Origin of the sequence: Clostridium sp. AT4 (genome assembly GCF_001517625.2) — a bacterium.
Lineage (GTDB): Bacteria > Bacillota > Clostridia > Lachnospirales > Lachnospiraceae > Enterocloster.
Genome location: NZ_LN999824.1, coordinates 88,589 through 111,747 on the forward strand (window position 1 = coordinate 88,589; position 23,159 = coordinate 111,747).

Genomic DNA, 23,159 nt, shown 5'->3' on the forward strand with positions numbered 1-23,159 from the left:
TTTGTCTGTTATAATAAGGCCATAAACCTGAAATTCACAGACATCCGAAAAGAAAGGGGCTTGAAGAAAATGACAGAACGGCAAGTAGATATTCTGTACTACCTTCATGGACAAGATCATTTTGTTCCTGTATCAGATATCTCAGAAGCAATTCAGGTATCTGTGAAAACGGTAAGAAACGAACTAATTATCATACAACAGCTGCTTGAAAAAGAAAAACTGGGCGAATTAAAAAAAGTCCCCCGAAAAGGAATACTGCTTGAAATCCAAAATGAAAACTGGGCGAAATTAGAACGGCTGTTAGGATCTTCTTCCTTCTCTGGTAATGAAACAGATTTAAAAAACCATTTTATTTACAGCCTGCTTATTCAACATCAAATAAATTATACTCAAATACGCAATGAGCTATATATAGGCCGCTCTGCAGCAGATCGAATGATTCCGGAATTAAATGAGTGGTTCAGTAATCATGGAATCATTTTGGAGAAACGGCGGGGAATCGGGTTTTTAATCCATTGTAATGAATTTTTATGGCGAATTGCAATGTGGGATCTTTTTCTCATGATAAAACACCAGAAGAAACACCCCTATATTGCGAGAGATATGAACGAGCTTGAACTCTTTCTTAAAGGTTTTGATACAACAGGAATTAATAAAGCCATTTGTTCTCTGGAATCCTGCTACGCTTTTTCCTTCGGATATGAAGCTCATATACAATTGTTTTTTATGCTTTCTTTATGTATCGTGAGAACAAGAAAAAATAAAATTGTTTCCATGCCTCATCCAAATCCTCTAAAAACAGATGGTACTTATACCAAACAGATTATGAAACATCTCATAGAAGAACTTGAACGAGGATATCATATTCATCTTCCGCAGCAGGAACAGGATTTTATAGAATTTGCCATTGATATTTCTGACATACAAACCTTCCACAGTGAAAAACAGATGTTAGAATGCGAAACCCGTAATATAGAACTTTGTTTTTTTAGTATACGGCTTATCTCCTTACTCAGCAGCATTGTCAACGTAAACCTGAAAACCGATTTATTTTTTTCAAAAAATTTATTTTTACAGCTTCGTTCCATGATTAGCCGATTAAAATATGGCATAAAAATAACAAATCCACTTTTAAAACAGGTAAAACAAACATATCCTAATATATTTGCGGCGGTTTATGGCGCTGGTGTCTATTTTGAAAAAGAATTAAATCTGGAGCTTAATGAGCATGAAATGTGCAGTCTGGCATTGCTCTTAGGTGGTGCTATTGAACGTAGTCTTTCCGTAGTATCTGCCTGTGTGATATGCGATTATGGAATAGGACTGTCACAGCTTTTAAAGGAGCAGTTGGAACGTCACATCAATGACCTTCATATTGAAAATGTTTTTTCACTAAGGGAAATTAGCAAGGCAAAAGCCTCTCACTGTGATCTTATTATTACAAACATGCATCTCAACAACCAGTATCTCGGCAAAGATATTGTTACCGTAGACTGTCTAATGACACAATTCGATATTAAAAATATTGAAAATAAAATGAAACAGCTGCGGCGAAAAAAGTTAAAAACAAAAAAACCGTGTAATCAGCTTTCTATTCAAAAAAAACTGTTCTTTGAAGAACTGATTCATCTGCAGATTACTGCTTCTGATAAGAATGAACTGATTCATCTTTTGTGTAAGCAGCTCATAGATGGCGGATATGTAACAGAAGAATTTGAAACATCTGTTTTAGATCATGAAATAACTGCTCCCACCGCTCTATGTAAAGGCGTTGCTATTCCACACGGATATGCAAAATTTGTAATTCGTCCTGTAGTAATGGTTGCGACTCTGCAGCATCCCATCCAATGGCAGGATACAGAAGAGGCCGATATAATTTTTCTTCTGGCTTTTAATCTGGACGATGTAGTTGGCATGAAAGAAGAAACCATTAAATTTTACAGTGTATTTTTAGACCTATTAGATGAAGATGAGAATGTAAATGCACTTCGTCATGCAACCAATCCGCAATATCTGGCAGAGCACATGAATGGACTAATCCAAAATGCTGTAAATATCAATGACGACTAAAGGAGGATATAAAGAATGGTATCATCAATGACAATTAAGGATGTAATTAACCCATCCTGTATCAATCTTCATATGAAGGGAAAAGATAAAAAGTCCATCATTGAAGAAATGGCCGATATGTTCCATAAAGCCGGTGTATTAAATGACCGAAATGGCTTTATCAACGCTGTCTATGAGCGTGAAAAAGAAGGCCCTACCGGAATTGGGGATCAGGTCGCAATTCCACATGGCAAAACATCTGCCGTTCGTAAAACATCCATGGCTGTAGGGCGTGTAGATCATGGAGTCCCCTGGGAATCTCTTGGGGATGGCGATACAAGGGCATTCGTGATGTTCGCAGTAAATGACAATGATACATCTGAATTGGTTTCTCTTTTGTCGCAGGTTGCTGTAGCTCTCTGTGATAAATCAGTAATAGAAACACTGCTGACAACAGAAAACACTGCTGAAATCTATTCTTTATTTAACAGAAAGGAGGAACTTTAAAATATGAAAATTGTAGGTGTAGCAGCATGTACCGCAGGAGTGGCCCATACTTATATGGCCAGAGAAAAATTGATAAAAGGTGCAAAAGCCAGAGGACATGATTGTGCTGTTGAAACTCAGGGAACCATAGGAACAGAACATAAACTGACCTCACAGCAGATTTCTGAGGCAGATGTGGTAATTCTGGCAGTAGATGTAAAAATCTCCGGAGAAGAACGTTTTAAAGGAAAACCGGTTATACGGATTGGAACAGCCGCTGTCATCAAAAATGCCATTGGTTTCATTGAAAAAGTAGAAAAAGCACTTGAAGGAAAAAAATAAATTTAAAGGAGAGGGAACATGAAAGAGCATGGAGTTATTTCAATCATCAAAAAACATATCTTGACGGCTATCGGCTATATGATTCCACTGGTTGTAGCTGCCGGTTTATCCATGGCTTTTGGACAATTTATTGACGGTGATGTCAGAAACTCTACTTCGGGTATTGGCTACTATCTTTACAAAGCCGGTAATTTTGGCATGTCTGCTGTTGTACCTGTTATCACTGCAGGCGTTGCTTATTCCATTTCCGACCGTCCCGGAATTGCGCCAGGATTAATTTTAGGATTCATCTGTACAGAAATTAAAGCCGGATTCATAGGTGGTATTGTAGCTGGCTTCTTAGTTGGATATCTTGTACTTGCAGTTAAAAAATATGTAAAACTTCCCGCTGCCATGCAGGGCCTGATGCCTGTAATGGTGATTCCAGTACTTGTAACAGCCATATCTTCCGTTCTTATGTTTACAATAGTAGGCCAGCCCTTCGCATGGCTTCAGGTTACTCTTACAGAAGCAATTACCGGTCTTCAAAGCGGTTCTAAATTTGTCTTTGGTGCTGTGCTTGGCGGAATGGCCTGCTTTGACTTCGGCGGCCCTGTAAACAAAACCATGTCTACCTTTGTAAATGGTCTAATGGTTGACGGCGTTTTTGAGCCAGAAGCTGTAAAGTTTATCGGATCTATGATTCCACCCTTTGGTATTGCAATCTCCTGCCTGCTCACTAAAAACAAATATACCAAGGCAGAAAAAGAAGCATTGAAGGCTGCTGTTCCCATGGGATTCTGCATGATTACAGAAGGTGTAATTCCCATTGCGGCAAGAGATCTTATCCGTGTTGTATTCTCCTGTGTATGTGGTTCCGCTGTAGCAGGCGGTCTGTCCATGATCTGGGGATGCGGTTCTCCCGTTCCTCATGGCGGAATGTTATCTGTTCCACTATTTACTAATCCTGTAAAATTCTGTATTGCTCTGGCTATTGGAAGTATGATTACAGCTGTAATTTTGTCTCTTATCAAAAAACCGGTAACAGAAGCTGATGAAAACTTTGAAGATCTTGGAAATACTGCTGATGATTCTTCCGATGATGGAGATATTAAAATAGAAACATTTTAAAAAAGGGGATATATTATGCTTATAAATATGAAAGAAATGTTAGAAATTGCAGATCAGTATCATTTTGCGGTAGGAGCCTTTAATGCAACCGAAAGCTCCCTGTTCCGTGCAGTTGTAGAAGAAGCAGAAGCCCAAAATGCACCAGCAATTGTACAGGTAGCTCCCGGCGAATTTGACTTTGCTACAAGAGAATTCTATTCCTATGTACGGGAACGTTTAGCCAACAGCCCTGTTCCCTTTGTCCTTCATCTGGATCACGGAAAAAATCTCCAGCAATGCCTCAAAGCAATTCAAGCTGGTTTTACTTCTGTTATGCTGGATGGTTCAGAATTCACCTATGACGAAAACGTCCGGCTTACAAAGGAAATCACCTCCATAGCACATATGGTTGGCGTATCTGTAGAAGGGGAACTTGGAACCATTGGAATTATGAATCATTCTGATGAAGGTGGTGTTGAGCACATTACATACACAAATCCTGACGACGTCGTTGATTTCGTTACAAAAACAGGAGTTGACTGTCTGGCTGTAGCTATAGGAACTGCCCACGGAATCTATCCAAAGGGCTTTATCCCCAAACTCCAGCTGGAGCTTCTTGAAAAAATCAGTGCTGTTTCTCCTGTTCCCCTTGTTCTCCATGGCGGAAGCAATAACCCAGATGGTGAGATTAAAAAAGCCTGTGAAATCGGCATCCGTAAAGTAAATATTTCCAGTGATTTTAAGTATGCATTTTTCAAAAAAGTAAATCAGGTCATTGAGGAAACAGGCGGATTCATTCCTGCTAAAGTATTAACTCCCGGAATTGAAGATGCAAAGAATGTAATCCGCGAAAAAATGGAGTTGTTTGGCTCTTTAGGAAAAGCTCATTTATATAGATAATATCAGGAGGAAGTTATGATAAATTTTGAATTTTCCAATACAACTCAAATCATATTCGGAAAAGGTACTGAATCTCAGGTAGGAAGCGCCATCCGAAACTACAGTAACTGCGATAAGATCCTTCTGGTATACGGCTCTGAGCGAATCAAAAAAAATGGTCTTTTTGATACTATCAGCAGTTCCATAAAAGAATACGGAATTGAGACCCGTGAACTTGGTGGGGTAAAACCAAATCCCAGATTAAGTCTGGTTCAAAAGGGAATAGAAATATGCCGCCAAGAAAATATTGATTTCGTTTTAGCTGTAGGGGGAGGAAGCGCCATCGACACAGCCAAGGCTATTGGTGTCGGAGTTCCTTATGACGGAAATGTGTGGGATTTCTACCTTGGAAAAGCAATCCCTAAAACAACCCTTAAAACAGCCGCTATATGTACAATACCCGCTGCTGGCAGCGAATCCAGTTTGAGTTCAGTTATTACAAACGAAGATGGATGGTACAAAAAAAGTATCAATCTTGATTTAATTCGCCCGGTTTTTTCTATTATCAATCCCGAGCTTACCTTTACTATCCCTCCTTATCAAATTGGCTGCGGAGTTGTCGACATGATGACCCACATTATGGAACGTTATTTTACTAATACGACCCATGTAGATCTAACAGACCGGCTTTGTGAGGCCGCATTAAGAAGTATTATTGTCAATGGTGTTAAAACATTAAAAGAACCTGAAAATTATGATGTAAGGGCAGAAATCGTATGGGCTGGAACACTGGCTCACAATGGTCTCCTGAATACAGGACGCGTTCAAGACTGGGCATCTCACAGAATCGCCCTTGAAATGAGCGGTTTATATGATATTGCACATGGAGCCAGCCTCTCTATCGTATACCCTGCCTGGATGGAGTACGTATATCACCATGACAAAAAACGCTTTGTACAGTTTGCCGTTCGGGTATGGGATGTGGATCTGGCCTATGGGGAAGAAGATGAAATATGTCTGGAGGGTATTCGCAGAATGAGGGAGTTCTTCAAAAAGTTAAATATGCCTCTCACGTTTGAAGACGCAGGGCTGCCTACAACCGCATTTGAAGAGATGGCTGAAAAAGCTACTTATGGAGATACTATTCCTGTAGGAAATTTCGTTAAGCTTGGAAAGACTGAAATTATTGATATTTATAATCTCTGCAGAAAAAAATAATATTGGCTAAAACAGAGCGCTGCCTCATCATCTATGTTCATGATGGAGCAGCGTTCTGTCCATCAGATTCTTTTCGTACATTCTCGCGCATTCTATTACTATTTTGATCACATATTCCTTTGAAAGCTTTGCCATGCAAATCCCTTTCCGTTCCCATCTCAAGGTATTTTAAAGGGAGGCTCGCCGACACCGTAGTGCCGAACCGCCTCCCTTAATGACTGATTTTTCCGTTGTCCGCCAACCGTCACGCCCAAAGTCGTGCATCTCTTTCGGGTTTTTCCGTTGCCCGCCAACCATCCGGCCCTATGTCCGGCACCGTCTTTCGGATTTTATGTGTCAGCCACACAAGCAGAATGACGTCCGCTTTCCTATCTCTATTATATGCAATTTCTGTTTTTTAGTCAACGAACAAAATATTACATTTTTATATAAATGCTTATTTTTTTCTTCCTGCTGTCATCTCATCCATCCACTCCCCGCAAAGATTTATCCAGCCTGCTACATGAGGATCTGCAAACCTTTCCTTATCCGGCTCTGCCACCTCATCCGTAGCCAGCGATAATCCATGCTCCCCAAAGGGATACACATGATACTCAAAGGGAATTTTATATTTTGACAGCTGCTTTACAAAAAGCAGGGAATTTTCTACCGGAACCGTTGGATCTTCTGCCGTATGCCACAGAAATACAGGCGGAGTCTCCTGATCCACATGATTTTCCAGACTGAAAAACTGTTGTTTTTCCAAATCATCTCCTGCCAGCATCTCAAAGCTTCCTCTGTGGGCCCATTCCCCGGCAGAAATCACCGGGTATCCCAGAATCAGGCCATCCGGTCTTATGCTCTCAGCCTGATCCTTTGAAAATATCTCCGGTTCATTCCACAGCACTCCCAAACTGGCAGCCACATGGCCCCCTGCTGAAAAACCGCACAGAAATACAGATTTTTCCGGTTCCCACATCCGGACCATTTTCACAGCCTCTGCCGCCTGCTTCACCGGTTCTGTTCCAAGAACCTCTCCCGGACCTGCCACACTGTAATACAGAATCCACGGCTTCCATCCAAGGGCTGCAAAAGCTTTTGCCACCGGCTCCCCCTCTCTGGGCGAAAGCCACTGATACCCGCCTCCGGGGCAGATAATCACACTCCCCTTCCAGTCCTGATTCCGGAAAGCTTCCATTCCTTCTGCTTCTTCCAGTATTCCATTTCCCGTAACCCCATATCTCATATAGTCCCGCTCCGTCAGCCTTCGTATTTTACATCAAAACCAAAATATTCATTCACATTATTAAAGCAGACATCCTCTATGATTTTCTGCAAAGCTTTCTCTCCGGCAAAATACTCTCCCCGCTCTGCCAGCTTTCCGAGATAATCGCAGAATACTCTCCTGTACAGCTCATGGCGCGGATAGGAAATAAAGCTTCGGCTGTCTGTCAGCATTCCTACAGACAGGCTGACCGGATAGAGGTTTGCACAGGCCTCAAACTGACGGCTGATTCCAAATGCCTGATCGTTAAACCACCAGGGTGCTCCCAGCTGAACCTTTCCTTTCACTCCGCCTCCACAAAAGCCTGCTGCCAGAATAGCCCATGTTTCAATCTTTGTTCCGTCCAACGGATAGATAATAGTCTTTGGAAGCTCATCAATCAGGGTCAGGCGGTTTAAAAGCTCTCCCACACTGGTTACGGAGCACTGATCATCTGCACAGTCAAAGCCCGTAGAATGGCCCGTTTCCGCTACGCCCCTTGTATTGGCGTCCAGATAGGTACCGATATGAAGCTGCATCACATAACCATTCCGGTTATACCGGCGTCCCATCTCAAAGAGAAATGCGCTGCGGTACTGATCCTCTTCCTTTGCTGTCAGAGGCTCATTTTTTCTTGCCTTATCAAAAATCCGGTCAATTTCCCCGGAGGTATAATTCTCCCATGTAAAGTGAGGAATTCCGTCATCGCTTACCGTTGTGCCTGTAATCTCCTGAAAATATTTCAGTCTTGCCTCCAGAGCATCCAGCATATGCTCAAAGGAATCAATCTTAATTCCTGAAACCGCCTCTAACTGATCCAGATATGATGAAAATCCATCTTTTTCTAAAAACATGGCCTGATCCGGGCGGAATGCAGTAATTACCCGTGTAAACATCTTTTCCTTATTCAAAGCAATATGGCAGTGAAGATCATCTATCGGGTCCTCTGTGGTGCTTACCAGCCTTACATTGGAATGCTCCATGCACCAGCGTCTTGTCATATGCTCTTTATGGATCATTTCCTTTGTCTTCTGATAAATTTCCTCCGCATTTTCCTCTGTCACCGGCTCATCAATATCAAAATATCGCTTTAATTCCATGGCGCACCAGATATAGATGGGATTTCCGGCTAATGCCGGAAGAATCGAAGCAAAAGCCAGATATTTTTCGTGAAAATCTGCATCTCCGGTAATATACCTTTCATCAATGCCGAAGGTACGCATGGCTCTCCATTTATAATGATCGCCCCTGAGCCACATTTCTCCCAGATCCTCAAATTCCTTATCTTCCAGAATCTCTGAGGGCTGCAGATGGCAGTGATAATCAATGATAGGCATATGCTCCGCATACTTATGATAAAGGTGCCGCCCTGTTTCTGTTGTCAGAAATAATTCCTCATCAAACCTTGTGTTCATTTTCCTGCCCCCTTAGAATCCGATCAATGCTCCGCCGTCTACCGGAATACAGCTTCCGCTGATATATCTGGCTGCATCACTGGATAAAAAGGCTGCGCACATACCTACATCCATAGGATCACCCACGGTTTTTGCAGGGATTCTTCCCATGATTTTTGCCAGACGGGGCGGATCATTGTCTACAGCCTTGTGGAACATGGGCGTATCAATCCATCCGGGAGCAATTGCATTTACTGTAACTCCGTATTCTGCCAGCTCTGCAGTCAGAGTATGGATCATGCCCAGAAAACCTGCCTTTGCAGTAGAATATCCGGCAACCTGCGGCTGTCCGATATAGCTGGTCATGCTTGCCTGGAAAATGATTCTGCCGCGCTTCTGCTCCTTCATATATGGAACAACCGCCTTTGTCATAGCAAAAGAACCTACCAGATGTACATCCAGCACACGCTTATAATCCTCTACTGTCATATCCCAGATAAACTTCTTGCAGTGGTTTCCGGCATTATTTACCAGAATATCCACTCTTCCATGTTCCTTTACAATACGGTCTAACAGTTCGCCTGCATGATCCGTATCTGTAATATCAAACTGGTAAAAGGCTGCCTGAGAGCCAAATTCCTCCAGCGCCTCTGCCGCCTGCTCCGGCGCTTCAAAGCTTACTACGCATACCTTTGCCCCGGCGCTTACCAGACACCGTGTTACCGCCAATCCAAGTCCGGTAGAACCGCCCGTTACGATTGCTACCTGACCGGACAGGTCATACCAGTTTGCCATTTTAAACTCATTCATTTCTTTTTCTGTAAATGCAGCCACCTTTAAGTCCTCCTTCTATAACCGGCATTTCTTTTCAAATACCTCCTGGGTATCCTGATATTTATAGGGAATATAAAATTCTCTGTGTCCCAATGCTTCACTTTTGGTAGGTCTTCCTCCCGCGGTTTCCGCTATGTACTCTGCAAGAACGTCTGCCATCTCATTCAGGCTTATGTTTCCTTCCAGAACAGGGCCTGCGTCAAAATCCATATCCTCTTCCATCCGTTTATACGTTTCACTGTTTCCTGTCAGCTTAATGCAGGGCGCCACTGCATTTCCAACCACATTTCCCCGTCCGGTAATCAGAATTACCAGATGGGCTCCGCAGCTGGTCAGATCCATCAGCCCCTCATTGTCATTTGGGTTGGTAATCCCAAACTGCATCCAGTAGGGGTCCGGTGTAGAATCCAGGAGCCACAGGCCATGTCTTCCCGGATGGCTGGCTACCTTCAGCACCCCCTCGATGGGCTTTGAGCCGCTTTTTATCACAGCCCCCATGCTTTTTTCTTCAATAGTGGACAGGCCTCCGGCAAAATTCCCCGGGCTGACCGAATACTGACGCACAGAGCGGCAATATTCCAACGCCTTATCATAGGTAGAACGAATCTCTCTTTTGGCATTTTCATCTACTCCCCTGCTCTCCAAAAGATCTCCCAGACCGATTGCCTCTACGATTTCTTCAAAAATGGCTGTTCCGCCCAGATCCACCAGCTTATCATAAAAACGGCCCACCACAGCATTTCCGGCCAATCCGCTGGTATAATCGCTTCCTCCGCATTCTGCTCCGATCACCAGATCCTTCATGCCCATCTCTACTCTGGGCGTATCCTCCAGCTGCTTCAAGGCCATCCTTACCCATGCAATTCCTTTTTCCACGGATTTGCGGGTTCCGCCCTCCTGCTGAATAAACATCCAGGAAGCCGGCTTTCCTTCCTTCTCAGCCAGATCTGCCAGCCACTGCGGCTGAACATACTCGCAGCCCAGTCCCACCGCCAGCACAGCTCCCACGTTCGGATGCCGGATCAGGCTGATTAATAAATCTACGGCATACTGATTATCCGTACAGCCGTCAAATCCCACCAGCTCCACATCCGGATGAGCAGACCGCTCTACGATCTGGCGTGCTGCAAATTCAGAGCATTTTACCGTATAAATTACCAGCACCCGGTTTCTGATGCCGGGCGCTCCATTCTTTCTCTTATATCCCTTCCAGGATAATTCCTTCAGGTTCATATCTGCTTCCTCACTCATATCTGGTATCCATGGGCGCTCCTGTTTTTACATCCAGATGACTGGACCGTTCATCATAAAGACTTTTCATCACATGAAGATGAACCCAGCTTCCTTTGGAAATATCTTCCGTTGCCGCCCCGATAGGAACACCATATTTTATAATCCGCGTTCCGGAGGGGATATCTGACAGGGCAATCTTATGCCCTGCCGGAATATCCGTAACAGCTTCTATGTCTTCTTCCTGATGGTCTCCAATCAGCGCTGCCCTCTCTCCTGTAAGAAGCTCCGACAGGGCCGTAGCCACATTGTCTTCATATGCAACCTGAAATACCCTCTTTTTGCTGTCCATAAAAGCTCCAGCCTTTCCTTATAATATCCCAAACTCCGCAAATGCCTGTGTTGCTGTCATTCCGCCCTCAATGGCCTTTCTCACTGTTTTTTCACCGGAGGCCTTAATCAGAGCTTTCTCAATTACCTCATCCTTGATTTCCTTTGGAATAATCAGGACGCCGTCTATATCGCCAAACACCAGATCGCCGTCATGAATCGTTACCTGCCCGATCTCAATGGTGCAGCGGTAATCGCATACATAGGTACGCACGGAAGAATCCTGAGCCCAGCACTGTGTACAGAATACAGGGAAATTCTGTCCCATAACCTGAGGCGTATCACGGCTGTAGCCGTCCAATACCGCGCCTGCTGCTCCTCTCGCTTTTGCCGTAGCAGTCAAAAGCTCTCCCCACAGGGCAGAATGATGGGCTCCTGTGGCAATGTATACCTCGCCGGGCTTTAACTGGTCAAGCGCCTCTGTCAGATAGCCAAAGGGCTTTTTCGGATTTTCAAATACATCATTTTCCAGCACTGTGCAGGCATACCCTGCTACCTTTAACCGGTTATCCGGCTGGCTGCGGTCCACATAAGCGTCTGCCGGAACCAGCGCCTCCAGAGGGCGGATATTGGCAGGCAGAAACTGATGCTTATATCCCATCTGATCCAGAATATCCCCTACTACAGGCGTATAAAGCTTTTCTTTCATTAAGGCAAATAATTCTTCATCACTGTTCCACTGTTTCATTTCTATTCCAGTCTCCTTGCAATTCATCATATTTCATTTATCAGACAGCCGGACACCCGGTACATCATCAGATCGCCATATTGGGCAGCCACATGAAGGTCTGAGGGAAGTAGGTTAAAATTAACAGGGCAATACCCATTACTGCATAAAATGGAATCATGGTCTTTGCCAGCTTTTCAATCTTAATTCCTGAAATCGCACTTCCGATAAACAGGGTAGATCCAACCGGAGGTGTTAAAAGTCCGATTCCCAGATTCAGAACCATTACCACACCCAGATGAATTGGAGAAAGTCCCAGGGACATCCAGATGGGCAGGATCACCGGTGTCAGCATCAGAATCAGGCAGGCCATCTCGATCAGGCAGCCTAAGAACAGCATCAGCAGGTTCAGCATGATAAGAATCAGAATCTTATTATCTGTAATAGAGAACAGAGCTTCTGATACCATTGACGGTACCTTTAAATAAGTAAGCAGGTAGGTAAATGCACCAGATACGCCTAACAGGATTAAAACCTTTCCAAGAGTCATGGTCACATTGTGGAAAATCTCAGGAAGATCTTTTACAGTAAAGCCCTTGTAAATAAACAGACCTACTACCAGAGACCACACAACTGCACAGGCTGCAGACTCCGTGGTTGTAAATACACCGGTAATTACGCCGACTACAACAAACAGGACGGAAAGCATACCCCAGATGGCCTTAAAGAAGGTTCTCACACAGGCCCTTGGGTTAAAACGGCCTGTTACCGGATAATTTTTCTTAACAGAAACATAGTAGGAGTAGATCATCAGTACAACGGAAAGAATCACACCCGGAACATAGCCTGCTAAAAACAGCTGTCCGATGGATACGCTGGTTACACCGGCTGCAGCCAGCGTATAGATAACCATGTTCTGGCTCGGCGGAACCAGGATACCTTCTACAGAGCTTGCCATGGTCAGACAGGTAGAAAAATCACGGTCATAGCCCTGCTCTTCCATCATCTGAATCTCAATGGGGCCTAAGGATGCGCAGTCTGCGGAAGAGGAACCGGAAATTCCTCCAAAGAAGAAGGATGACACTACGTTTACCATAGCGGCTCCGCCTCTGAACCAGCCAACCAGCTCTTTTGAAAAATCGATCAGCGTAGCCGTAATCCCTCCCGCGCTCATCAGCTCGCCCATCAGGATAAAGAATGGTACTGCCAAAAGTGTATAGGAATTCAGGTTGCTTATAAATTTCAGCGCCATCTGCATGGGATTGATTCCCAGATAAATAAAATCAGCCAGTGACGCAATACCGATTGCATATACGATCGGAACCCTTAAAAACACCAGAGCCAGAAACAGGCCTAATAATATCAATGTAGCAATTACGGTTGTACTCATGCTTCCTTCCTCCTTGTCCACTGAGAAATTAATGCAAAGATATAAGAAACTCCTGTTACAGGCAGAGCCAGATACATCCACGCATAGGGAATATTAAGTCCTGCCATTGTATTGCTTCTGGACTGTTTCATCAGAAGTACACCGTAAACGATCATAAATGCTGCAAAAACCACAATACACAGGGTAGCAAGAACATCCGTTGCAAAAATCTGTCCCTTTTTCATCTTCTCATCAAACATCGTCACCTTCAGATGTTCATCCGTCCGAAGCACTAAGGAAGATCCCAGCATACTCATCCATGTCAGCAAAAACAGAGACAGGGGCTCGCCCCACATGGGAGACTGATGAAGAAAATATCTTCCCACAAAGATATAAAATACAACGGCTACCAGCGCTGCCAGCATCAGCACACACAGATGCTTTACAATACCAAATATCACCCGGTCTATCGGCTCCCACAGCTTTTTAAAATTTTCCATAGCCTTTCCCTTCCTGATGTTCTTGTCTTATTTATACTCGCCGCTTCTCATTTCCTCGATCAGAGCCTGATTTTCCTCTGAGTATCCTTCATAAATACTCTGGCAGGCCTCAGACCACTTATCCAGATCACTTACCTCAAGTCTGGTTACACCCTTTTCCTCAAAGCTGTCAAAGGTCTCCTGGATCTTCTTCTGATTATACTCGTAGCAAACCTTGCCTGCTGCCTCAGAAGCTTCCTTCATCCAGCCCTGCTGCTCCTCTGTCAGAGAATTCCACTTATCCTTATTCATCAGGATAACGCCGCAGCCAAAGGTGTGAGCGTCCGGAATAAAGTAAGGAGCAACTTCATTGTAAGAGTTGGCCATATAGTTGATCACATCGTTTTCTGCTCCGTCTACAACGCCGGACTGAAGGGATGTATATAATTCAGAATACGCAATCGGTGTTGCAGATGCATTCAGAGCCTTCATGGTATTTACCATCAGATCCGTCTCCGGAACACGCATCTTTAATCCCTTCATCATGTCTAAAGAGAAGGTTTCAGGGTTTCCCAGCTTCTTATATGTATTCTCTGTGATAAACATATGACGGGGACCCTCTGTCAGCCATCCTAAAGCCACATATCCGCAGTCAGCCTCATCTACAGAGTCAAGAAGCTTCTGTCCCGTGCTGCTCTTTGCCATTGCTTCAAACTGTTCCATATCCTTAAACAGGAACGGAAGACCTGTTAAACCGATTTTCTCTGCTCCGTAGTTGGAAAGGGAAGAGGCGTTGCCGCGGAAGATATCAAGGGTTCCCATCTGGATGCCCTGCATACACTCTTTTTCATTTCCAAGTGTTCCGTTCAGATACAGCTCTACTTTGATCTGGCCTCCGGACAGCTCCTCAATCTTGCTTGCAAACTCCTTTGCTCCTACGGTTGCACCGTAATCCTCACCATTTACCTCACTCCAACGGAGAGTGATCGCTTCTCCGTTTCCTTTTTCCGGTGCTGCCTCTGCTTCCTTGGATGCAGGTGCATTTCCGCCATCTGCAGACGCGGGAGCACTCTCTGAACCCGAACCGCAGGCTGCCAGTGAAAAGGCGGTACAAACTGCTAATGCTACTGCTGCTATCTGTTTTCTCATGTTACAAATCCTCCTGAATACATTATAATTTTGGCACAAAAACGTTTTTGTTTTGTGGCATATAAATGCCGCATAAAAATAATCACGAGCGCCTTAAAGATATATTAAGAATATACTTACCACCCTCTTTTGTCAATATATTCTGTGTTTTTTAGTTTGTTTAGTAGATATTTTAGTATAATATGCACAATTTCTATTTCTGTGATTTTTACATAAACACAGTTTAAAACTAAACTATTGACAGTACCTTTACTTTTTTTAATGATATTGCTATACTTTACAAAAACGTTTTATTCGGCGTTACTTTAAATTTAATTGTCATTTTTTATAGTATTATAACGAAATGGAGGATTATTTATATGATTATTACCAAATTCGAAAGCTGGTGGGTAGAAAGAGGGAAATGTCTGTTTGATGAACGGCGCCAGGGAGGCGCTAAAATGGGATGGGACGTAATCGTAATCCGTCTTACAACAGATACAGGATTAGAAGGACACGCTGTATGCATGGCTGCCAGAAGCGGAGCTGTCAGTGAATCCTATCTTCAGGAAAGCATTGCCCCGGTTGTTCTTGGGCGTGATCCCCACGACAGAGAAGCGATCTTCCAGGAACTGTGGGTCATCGACCGGCATGAAGCCTTTTTCCCTGTATTTCTTCCCGGCCCTGTAGACGTAGCGCTCTGGGATCTGTGTGCAAAGGAAGCAGGCCTTCCCTTATATAAATATATCGGAGCCTACAGAGACAAGCTTCCCGTCTATGCCAGCAGCAACTTCCTTCCAACCGTACAGGATTATGTAGATGAAGCCCTTTACTATAAGAGCAAAGGCATCAAGGGATACAAAGCGCATCCGGCCGGTCCTGTAGAATTTGACATGAAGGTACATGCGGCGGTCCGTGAAGCCGTCGGAGATGACTTTATCCTGATGACCGATCCGGTCGGAGACTATACCTTAGACGAAGCAATCCGCGTAGGCAGACAGCTTGAAAAACTGAACTATAAATGGTTTGAAGAGCCCTTCCGTGATTTTGAGCTTTATAAGTATTCTGAACTGTGCCGTGCTCTGGATATCCCCATCGCTGCTACAGAAACCACCAGAGGCTGCCACTGGGGAGTCGCTCAGGTAATCGCCCAAAGAGCGGCTGATATCGTCCGGGCAGACGTAAGCTGGAAAGACGGCATCACCGGTGCTTTGAAGATCGCCCATTTAGCGGAGGCCTTCGGACTGAACTGTGAGATTCATACCACCACCATGAATTACATGGATATGGCAAATCTCCATTTAAGCTGTGCGATTAAAAACTGTGAATACTTTGAATACTTTGTACCGGAGGATAATTACCGTCTTCCCATGAAGGGAGATCTCCCAATTGATGAAAACGGTTTCATCCATGTTCCTGATAAGCCCGGCATCGGAGTTGAACTTGATTGGGATCTGATCGAATCTGCCTGCCGCCATTACTGCTGTCAGGAATGGAAACAGGCATAACTTCTACTGAAACAGGCAGTGATAGTTTTCATGTTCATACATAACAAGGTTGCTTTTAAAAACCACATCACTGCCTACATAGACCCGTTTCTGCTCCGGCATCTTTCCGCTGATCAAAAACTCTGTCAGGGTCCGTATTCCAATATACCCCTGAGCATAGGGATTTTTCTGGATCACGTTGTTAAATACGGAACGCCGGAGCCGGTCCGCGGTCATATCAGAAAGGTCAGAGCCTACGGCAAACAGTCTTCCCGCCCGCCCGCTTTCTTCCAGGGCCTCTCCCAGCATAACCGTACCCTGAGAATATACACTGCAGCAGGCAGCTACATCCGGACGGGTGATCTGATTATAAATATTTACATAATTTGTATGATCCATTGTCCAGGAATGGTCAATATACAAAAGGTTTGGACAGCTATTTTCACTCAGATATGCCTTAAATCCTCTGGCAATCGCACTGTGGGCTTCCCACTTGGGATTTCCTCCGCAGAGGAAAATACTTCCAAATTCAGGAATACGGCTCAGAATCAGTTCCGCCATGGTACGTCCGATTACTTCATATTCGGGCTGTATACAGCAAAGGTAATCACAGAATTTTATCTCCGAAGTAATACATACAACGGATATTCCCTCGTCCTGTATCAGTTTCCAGTCCTCTTTTGACGTAATTTCATCAATATGACCTACCGTCAGGATTCCATGAAGCTTGTGTTCCTGTACCATTTTCCTCAGCTGAGCCAAGATACGATCCCTGCTGTGATGATGATAGGGCATTTCAATACATTCCATATTAACGTTGATGGTAGAAAGATAATCATGGATCCCCCTCCACATAGGCGGATAATAGTACTGATTGTCTCCATCCTCAGAAGGCACTAAAATCGCGATTCTCTGGGTACTCCGTTTTAAACTGGAAGCCAGCGTATTCGGCTGATACCCCAACTCCTCGGCTGTTCTTCTGATTTTTTCGCGGGTTTCATCACTGACCCCAGATTTGCCGCTCAATGCAAAGTGAACGGAACTGATCGATACTCCTGCTTTTGCTGCTACATCTCTGATCGTTACTTTTGCTTTCAAAAAATGCACCCTTCCCGTTACTGTCGATTATTACTGCTATTATACAACAGTTTGCCAAAAGTTAAATACTTTGTAAAATGAATTTTCAGGAGGAATATACAGAATGTCTGAATTAGAATTAAAAGGAAAAACAGGAATTGTCACCGGAGCCAGCAGCGGTATTGGCTTTCAGATCGCTAATGTCCTGGCAGAAGCCGGAGCAGCTGTCTATGCGATCAGCCGCACCGGAGCGCCAAAAGAAGGAGTGGGCGAGAGTTCTCCGGGTGTGATCCATGTAAAAGGCGATATCGGAGACCAGGCAGCCATGAAAACGCTCCTGGATGAAATTACAGCTTCTACCGGCGGCGTCCTTGACTTTCTCGTCAATAATGCCGGAGCTACCTTTAAATGCCGTGCCGAAGAATTTCCGGAAAATCAGTTTGACCATATCATGGATGTAAACGTAAAATACGTGTTCGAGATGAGCCGCCTCTGCTATCCATTCCTCAAAAAATCCCAGGAAAAAGGCCGGATCATCAACATCACCAGCATGAGTGCCCATCTGGGCTTTTCCGAGGTTGTTCCCTACTGTACCAGCAAGGGAGCAGTCCTTGCCATGACACGCGGTCTGGCGGTAGAATGGGCCGGAGATAATATCTGCGTAAATAGCATTGCTCCCGGCTGGTTTAAGAGCAAGATGCTCACACAGGTAGCCGACCCGGTCAGAGAACAGAAAATCCTCAGCCGTATGCCTTTACACGCTTACGGAGATACCCGCGATCTGGGCGCCATGGCACGCTTCCTCTGCGGACCCGGAGCCGGATACATTACCGGTCAGGACTTTGCTGTAGATGGCGGAGCACTGGCATTTGGATATTGATTTATTGAGCCGTATCCTCCCTATACATACAAAAAATCCAAAAGAATTCCTGGCGCTTTTTGAATAACATGCCACATTTCGGGTATACTAAGTGTTTGAATATATCCCTCATTTCATCAGTATATTTAAGGGATCCTTCTCCTTACATTTGACTTTTCCCTTATTTTTCGATATATTTTAAGGGAAACGAGAGGAGGCTAAGGGAATGAGAATATTCAACTATTCAAAAATCAAAGAGCAAACGTGGGATTCTGAGATTCTTGGATATATTGCAGCAATTTACAGAGAAGTCGGAAAGCAAGAGCAATATCTAAAGCAGCGTCCGGAAGAACTGGAAAAGCTTGTTGAGATTGCAAAAATACAAAGTACCGAAGCATCCAATGCCATCGAGGGAATTGTCACTACCAATACTCGTATCAAGCAGTTGGTGAAAGAAAAAAACACCCCGAAAAATCGTGATGAACAGGAAATTGCCGGATATCGTGACGTACTGAATGTGATCCATGATAACTTTGATGTAATTCCAATCTCCAAAAACTACATTTTGCAATTACACAAAATCATGTACAGTCACATGAATAACCCTCTGGCGGGACAGACTAAAAACCTACAGAACTATATCAGTGCGACTTATCCTGAAGGACATACGGAAATATTATTCACTCCGCTTTCTCCCTTTGAGACACCGGAGGCACTGGATAAAATTTGCGAAGAATATAACCGTGTAATCGGTAACTTTGAAGTAGAGCCGCTGATTGCAATTCCAATCTTTATCCATGACTTTCTATGTATTCATCCGTTCAACGATGGCAACGGAAGAATGAGCCGCCTGCTCACAACCTTGCTGTTATACCGTAACGGCTTCTATGTAGGAAAATACATTTCCCTGGAAGCCAAGATCGCAAATGCTAAAGATCTCTACTATGATGCACTTGCCAGATCCCAAGACAGGTGGCATGAAGGCTGTGAAAATGCTGTACCGTTTATCAAATATCTGCTGAGCACCTTTCTTGCCGCCTATAAAGATTTTGAAGATCGGTTCTCCATCGTAGAAACAAAGCTGCCGGCAGTGGAGATGGTAAGAAAGGCAACACAAAATAAGATTGGGAAATTCACAAAGCAGGACATTCGAGAATTATGCCCATCCCTGAGCATTAGTTCTATCGAAGGTTCTCTGAGAAAATTAGTGAAAGAGGGGGATTTGAAGCGAGAAGGTTCCGGAAAGGCAACTTATTATATTCGCCTGCGGTAAATATCTTTACAATTAACCTCTTTCAGAAACTATCAAAAAGGGAAGGCCAGGATCATCCGGCCTTCCCTTTCTGTATTTACGTAAACAACTATCTTTTACTTACGCCTCTTCATAAGAGATTTCCATCTTTACCTTTCCGCTGTGATAACGTACCAGTGAGAAGATGATCGCACCTGCCAGCACAACAATATTGATGATGATCATCTTAATATCGGCTGCCATTGCATTAGAGATTAGCTGGAAAGCTGCCACGCCTGCACAGGAGTACATTAACAGTCTGTACGCCCAGTCAGGCATATGGAACATGGACTTTGCCCACAGGTCCGGAAGCATTTTCGGCATCTTCAGGTAGCCAATTGCATATACGATGGAACGGAGATATGTAATAAACATTACAAGGTCTGCAATCTGGTTTACACTCAGATCCAGTGCCAGCGGCACGATTGTCAGCAGATACCATACAAACAGCCATTTATGAGGGGTGCGGTATTTGGGATGAAGCTCGCCCATGGACTTGGGGAACCAGCCGTCTCTGGATGCCTGTACCAGAGGCTTTGTGATATACGCAACTGTAACATTTAAGGTAGTAGCTGTCGCTCCCAGAGCACCTGCTACGATGAAGAACAGGAACAGAGGCTTGTTAAAGATCACCTCAGCTACCAGAGTAAGAGGCTGTCCTGCCACCTGCTCCACCGGAAGCACGCCAGATGCCACGATAGAAAGCAGAGAGAACATAATTGCTACAAACGCAGTGGAAATAATAATGGTAGTCGGAATATCCTTCTTTGGATTCTTACATTCACCTGAGAATGAGATCAGCTCAGATGCTCCCAAGACTGCATAGTTTAAAAATGCTCCGCCTGCGAAGATACCTACTACGCCATGAGTTGTAAATCCCGGATTTTTAAAGTAATTTGCAAAGTCTACATGGGGCATACCACAGACAATGAATAAAAGGATCGCTCCCACCAGAGCTACTGTCAGGAAGTTTTCTACCTTTGCCATGATATTGATTCCAAAGAAGTTTACAACAAAGAATAAGGTTGCAATCGCCATAGCAACAATCTTTGGATTGGATGTTGGGAACAATGCCTGGAAATACTCTGCAAAGGACAGAGCATACATACAGATTCCCATCTCTCCCAGGAAATAGATGATGATCCATGCTCCTGCCCATTTCTCTCCTACAAACATGGACCATACGGTATAGTTTCCGCCTTTAAAACGGGCGATACTGGAACTTAAAATACTGGGAACTGCAAAGAACAGGGCAAAAAAGGTTGCTATCAGATAGGAAATAAAGACGGAACGTCCTGTCCGATCAATTCCGATACCGGTTAATGTCATAACACCGGCTCCGATGATCATGCCTACTGCAATTCCAAATAGATCCTTTCGGCTTAAGACCTGCTTATATCCTACATCTTCACTCATTCTGCATCCTCCTCTTTATGAACGATCTGCGTCTTTTCTTACATCCAGACAGCTCTCACACAATTTCACCAGCAGCTCATAGGATTTCTCCATGGACTGAATACAAGTATATTCATAAATGGTGTGACAGTTATCGCCTCCGGTAAACAGATTGGGACAGGGAAGTCCTTTAAATGTTATTTCCGCTCCGTCTACACCCCCGCGTACAGGAATGATCACCGGCTCAATCCCCAGTTCCTCCATTGCTTTTACTGCATTATCAATGATAAACGGGAAATTCAGGATCTTATCCCTCATATTGTGCATCACATCTTCAAAATGAATGCTGACCGTATCTTCCCCGTATTTCTTATTGAGAAACTCTCCGATTGCCAGAAGGGCATTCTTCTTTTCCGTGAATTTACTCATCTCATGATCCCGGACCAGATAACGCATGGAAGTGTTTCCCACATCTCCGTGAATCTCTGCCAGATGGGTAAAACCTTCTCTTCCTTCCGTATTTGCCGGTATCTCCAGGGGATTTAAAAGGCTGTGGAGTTCCATCGCAATGTGCATGGAATTGACCATTCTGTTTTTCGCATATCCGGTATGGGCTACCTCTCCTTTTACCTCCACATATGCAATTCCGCAGTTGAAATTGTCATAATAGAATTCACCCAGTTCTCCGCCATCCATAGAATAGGCAAAATCGCAGTTAAATTTTTCCAGATTGAAATTCAGAGTGCTCTTCCCGATCTCTTCATCACAGGTAAAGCAGATATTTACCTGGCCATGGCCGATTTCAGGATGAGTCATCAGCGTCTTTGCCATCTGCATGATCACAGCTACGCCGCTTTTGTCATCCGCACCTAAAAGAGTGGTTCCATCGCCAACGATCAGATCTTTTCCCTTATAGACCTTCAGTCTTGGGAACTTTTCGGTTGAGAAGATAATATGTTTCTCCTCATTCAATACAATATCTTCCCCATCATAGTTTTCTATGATCCTTGGATGTATGTTGCAGCCCGGAAGATCTGGCGCCGTATCCATATGGGCGGTAAAACCGATCGCCGGAATCCCATCCCCGCTGTTAGAAGGAATAGACGCATATACTGCCCCGTATTCATCCATCTCCGCATTATCTACGCCCATTTCCAAAAGCTCTTTTACCAGCAGCCTTCCCAGATCCTTCTGCTTCTCCGTACTGGGAATGGTCTGGCTTCCATGCTGTGACTGCGTGTCAATGCTTACATACCTGAGAAACCGTTCTACTAACTCCATCATTGTTTTTGCTCTTCCTCCTTTATTTACATTTCTGCCAAAAAATGTTCCACATTTTCAATGCTTTTCTGAGACAGACGCAGGGTACACTGCTCCGAACTTCCTGCACACCGCTCTGTATAGATCATATTTGGACATTCATGCAGCTGTTCCCATGTATCCCCGATTCCAACCCCATCACAGAGATAATAATTGTCTTTGCAGGACAGCCACTGTTTCATCGCTTCCACATCAAATGTAGGACCTATGGACGTATTAACAATGATTTTTCCATTTCCAAACAGCTTAAACTCTTTTTCCTTTAACAGACAGGTGTTTTTCGGAAGAAGCGTACAGATTATATCATTTTCCTTTAACAGTTCTTCTAATGGACGGCGGCAGATCCCCAGTTTTTCCGCCTCTTCGCAGCATCTTAAATCCGAATAGGACACGTCTGCATCCATAAGCTTTAAAATTTTTGCCAGCTTAAAGCCGGTATTTCCCATTCCTACAATTCCAATCTTCTGATTGTAAAACTCATTAGGACGTTCTCTCCACTGATGTCCGTTAAAACCATGAAGCAGATCTGCCAGAGCGCTTACCGCAAACTCAATGACTCCTCCATCGCCGTAATCTGTGATCCCGCGTACAACAATGCCCCGTTCTCTGGCATATGCCACATCTACATTGGCACTTTTTTCATTATACAGAGTACAGCACATTCCGATGTATTTGAGCTTCGGGCATTTTTCCATGATTTCCTTTGTAATCAGCGTACAGTATGATACCATCAGACAGTCCGCATCCTTTACTCTCTCCGTGATCTCATCTGTATCGACAGGAAAATCATCATAAAAAACCGCTTCCCCAGACAGCTCTCTGAGACGATTTTTTGCCCACTCATTCATTCCCGTATTGTCTACTACTACTGTCTTTTGAAACATGATTTTACATTCCCTCCTATCTGATTTCCATACCAGGTTTATGCAATAT

General features: G+C 44.1%; 22 protein-coding genes. 9 read left to right on the forward strand and 13 right to left on the reverse strand.

Annotated elements, in window-relative coordinates:
• The first annotated feature begins 69 nt into the window (after positions 1-69).
• Genes BN3656_RS00820 through BN3656_RS00845 form a run of 6 tightly spaced genes read left to right on the forward strand, consistent with a single transcriptional unit; the run spans position 70 to position 6,063 of the window.
• A complete protein-coding gene (locus BN3656_RS00820) occupies positions 70-2,070 on the forward strand; it encodes a PTS sugar transporter subunit IIA (protein ID WP_066543120.1) in 2,001 nt (666 codons plus the stop codon).
• Positions 2,071-2,085: 15 nt separating this feature from the next.
• Positions 2,086-2,556 carry a PTS sugar transporter subunit IIA gene (locus BN3656_RS00825; protein WP_066543122.1) on the forward strand — a complete coding sequence of 157 codons (471 nt, stop codon included), beginning with the start codon at positions 2,086-2,088 and terminating at the stop codon, positions 2,554-2,556.
• A gap of 3 nt (positions 2,557-2,559) precedes the next feature.
• Positions 2,560-2,877: a fructose PTS transporter subunit IIB gene (locus BN3656_RS00830; RefSeq protein WP_066543124.1), complete on the forward strand. Its 318-nt coding sequence runs from the start codon at positions 2,560-2,562 to the stop codon at positions 2,875-2,877.
• 18 nt (positions 2,878-2,895) lie between these two features.
• A complete protein-coding gene (locus tag BN3656_RS00835; protein ID WP_066543126.1) occupies positions 2,896-3,987 on the forward strand; it encodes a PTS fructose transporter subunit IIC in 1,092 nt (363 codons plus the stop codon).
• Between the two features lie 15 nt (positions 3,988-4,002).
• Entirely contained in the window at positions 4,003-4,866 is an 864-nt protein-coding gene (locus BN3656_RS00840) for a ketose-bisphosphate aldolase (protein ID WP_066543128.1), read from the forward strand.
• A gap of 15 nt (positions 4,867-4,881) precedes the next feature.
• Positions 4,882-6,063 carry an iron-containing alcohol dehydrogenase gene (locus BN3656_RS00845; protein WP_066543130.1) on the forward strand — a complete coding sequence of 394 codons (1,182 nt, stop codon included), beginning with the start codon at positions 4,882-4,884 and terminating at the stop codon, positions 6,061-6,063.
• A gap of 436 nt (positions 6,064-6,499) precedes the next feature.
• On the opposite strand, the gene BN3656_RS00850 is transcribed toward BN3656_RS00845, so the two are convergent.
• The 9 genes from BN3656_RS00850 to BN3656_RS00890 all read right to left on the reverse strand — a co-directional run bounded on the left by BN3656_RS00850 (position 6,500) and on the right by BN3656_RS00890 (position 14,818).
• Positions 6,500-7,288, reverse strand: a complete 789-nt coding sequence (locus tag BN3656_RS00850; protein ID WP_242962913.1) for an alpha/beta hydrolase — start codon at positions 7,286-7,288, stop codon at positions 6,500-6,502.
• A 14-nt stretch (positions 7,289-7,302) separates the two neighbouring features.
• Positions 7,303-8,721: a glucuronate isomerase gene (gene uxaC / locus BN3656_RS00855; RefSeq protein WP_066543131.1), complete on the reverse strand. Its 1,419-nt coding sequence runs from the start codon at positions 8,719-8,721 to the stop codon at positions 7,303-7,305.
• 12 nt (positions 8,722-8,733) lie between these two features.
• The gene (locus tag BN3656_RS00860) at positions 8,734-9,534 is read right to left on the reverse strand and encodes an SDR family NAD(P)-dependent oxidoreductase (protein WP_347460574.1); all 801 of its coding nucleotides are present in this window, start codon (positions 9,532-9,534) and stop codon (positions 8,734-8,736) included.
• A gap of 15 nt (positions 9,535-9,549) precedes the next feature.
• Positions 9,550-10,785 (reverse strand): UxaA family hydrolase, encoded by a 1,236-nt coding sequence (locus BN3656_RS00865; protein WP_066543132.1) that lies wholly within the window; start codon positions 10,783-10,785, stop codon positions 9,550-9,552.
• On the reverse strand, positions 10,778-11,116 hold the full coding sequence (locus tag BN3656_RS00870; RefSeq protein ID WP_066543133.1) for a UxaA family hydrolase: 339 nt from the start codon (positions 11,114-11,116) through the stop codon (positions 10,778-10,780). Before BN3656_RS00870 ends, BN3656_RS00865 begins: the two co-directional genes overlap by 8 nt.
• An 18-nt stretch (positions 11,117-11,134) precedes the next feature.
• Positions 11,135-11,842: an RraA family protein gene (locus BN3656_RS00875; RefSeq protein ID WP_066543134.1), complete on the reverse strand. Its 708-nt coding sequence runs from the start codon at positions 11,840-11,842 to the stop codon at positions 11,135-11,137.
• A 67-nt stretch (positions 11,843-11,909) separates the two neighbouring features.
• Positions 11,910-13,211, reverse strand: a complete 1,302-nt coding sequence (locus tag BN3656_RS00880; RefSeq protein ID WP_066543135.1) for a TRAP transporter large permease — start codon at positions 13,209-13,211, stop codon at positions 11,910-11,912.
• On the reverse strand, positions 13,208-13,690 hold the full coding sequence (locus tag BN3656_RS00885; protein ID WP_066543137.1) for a TRAP transporter small permease: 483 nt from the start codon (positions 13,688-13,690) through the stop codon (positions 13,208-13,210). The genes BN3656_RS00880 and BN3656_RS00885 overlap by 4 nt, the downstream gene beginning before the upstream one ends.
• A gap of 27 nt (positions 13,691-13,717) precedes the next feature.
• A complete protein-coding gene (locus BN3656_RS00890; RefSeq protein WP_096807376.1) occupies positions 13,718-14,818 on the reverse strand; it encodes a TRAP transporter substrate-binding protein in 1,101 nt (366 codons plus the stop codon).
• Between the two features lie 359 nt (positions 14,819-15,177).
• On the opposite strand from BN3656_RS00890, the gene BN3656_RS00895 reads away from it, so the two are divergent.
• Positions 15,178-16,305, forward strand: coding sequence for an enolase C-terminal domain-like protein (locus BN3656_RS00895; protein WP_066543138.1), 1,128 nt, complete (start codon positions 15,178-15,180; stop codon positions 16,303-16,305).
• 3 nt (positions 16,306-16,308) lie between these two features.
• Here BN3656_RS00895 and BN3656_RS00900 read toward each other — a convergent pair whose 3' ends face one another.
• Positions 16,309-17,382, reverse strand: a complete 1,074-nt coding sequence (locus tag BN3656_RS00900; RefSeq protein WP_066543140.1) for a substrate-binding domain-containing protein — start codon at positions 17,380-17,382, stop codon at positions 16,309-16,311.
• A 103-nt stretch (positions 17,383-17,485) separates the two neighbouring features.
• Here BN3656_RS00900 and BN3656_RS00905 point away from each other — a divergent pair, with 103 nt between their 5' ends.
• Together BN3656_RS00905 and BN3656_RS00910 are read left to right on the forward strand one after the other, a co-directional pair.
• Positions 17,486-18,241 carry an SDR family oxidoreductase gene (locus BN3656_RS00905; RefSeq protein ID WP_066543142.1) on the forward strand — a complete coding sequence of 252 codons (756 nt, stop codon included), beginning with the start codon at positions 17,486-17,488 and terminating at the stop codon, positions 18,239-18,241.
• Between the two features lie 205 nt (positions 18,242-18,446).
• The gene (locus BN3656_RS00910) at positions 18,447-19,493 is read left to right on the forward strand and encodes a Fic family protein (protein WP_066543148.1); all 1,047 of its coding nucleotides are present in this window, start codon (positions 18,447-18,449) and stop codon (positions 19,491-19,493) included.
• A gap of 99 nt (positions 19,494-19,592) precedes the next feature.
• On the opposite strand, the gene BN3656_RS00915 is transcribed toward BN3656_RS00910, so the two are convergent.
• From BN3656_RS00915 to BN3656_RS00925, 3 genes are read right to left on the reverse strand one after another with little or no spacing between them, the layout of a single operon-like run.
• Positions 19,593-20,927, reverse strand: coding sequence for an amino acid permease (locus BN3656_RS00915; RefSeq protein WP_066543149.1), 1,335 nt, complete (start codon positions 20,925-20,927; stop codon positions 19,593-19,595).
• A gap of 15 nt (positions 20,928-20,942) precedes the next feature.
• Positions 20,943-22,190 carry a peptidase T gene (gene pepT, locus BN3656_RS00920; protein WP_066543150.1) on the reverse strand — a complete coding sequence of 416 codons (1,248 nt, stop codon included), beginning with the start codon at positions 22,188-22,190 and terminating at the stop codon, positions 20,943-20,945.
• A 23-nt stretch (positions 22,191-22,213) separates the two neighbouring features.
• On the reverse strand, positions 22,214-23,110 hold the full coding sequence (locus tag BN3656_RS00925) for an NAD(P)-dependent oxidoreductase (RefSeq protein WP_066543152.1): 897 nt from the start codon (positions 23,108-23,110) through the stop codon (positions 22,214-22,216).
• Positions 23,111-23,159 lie beyond the last annotated feature (49 nt).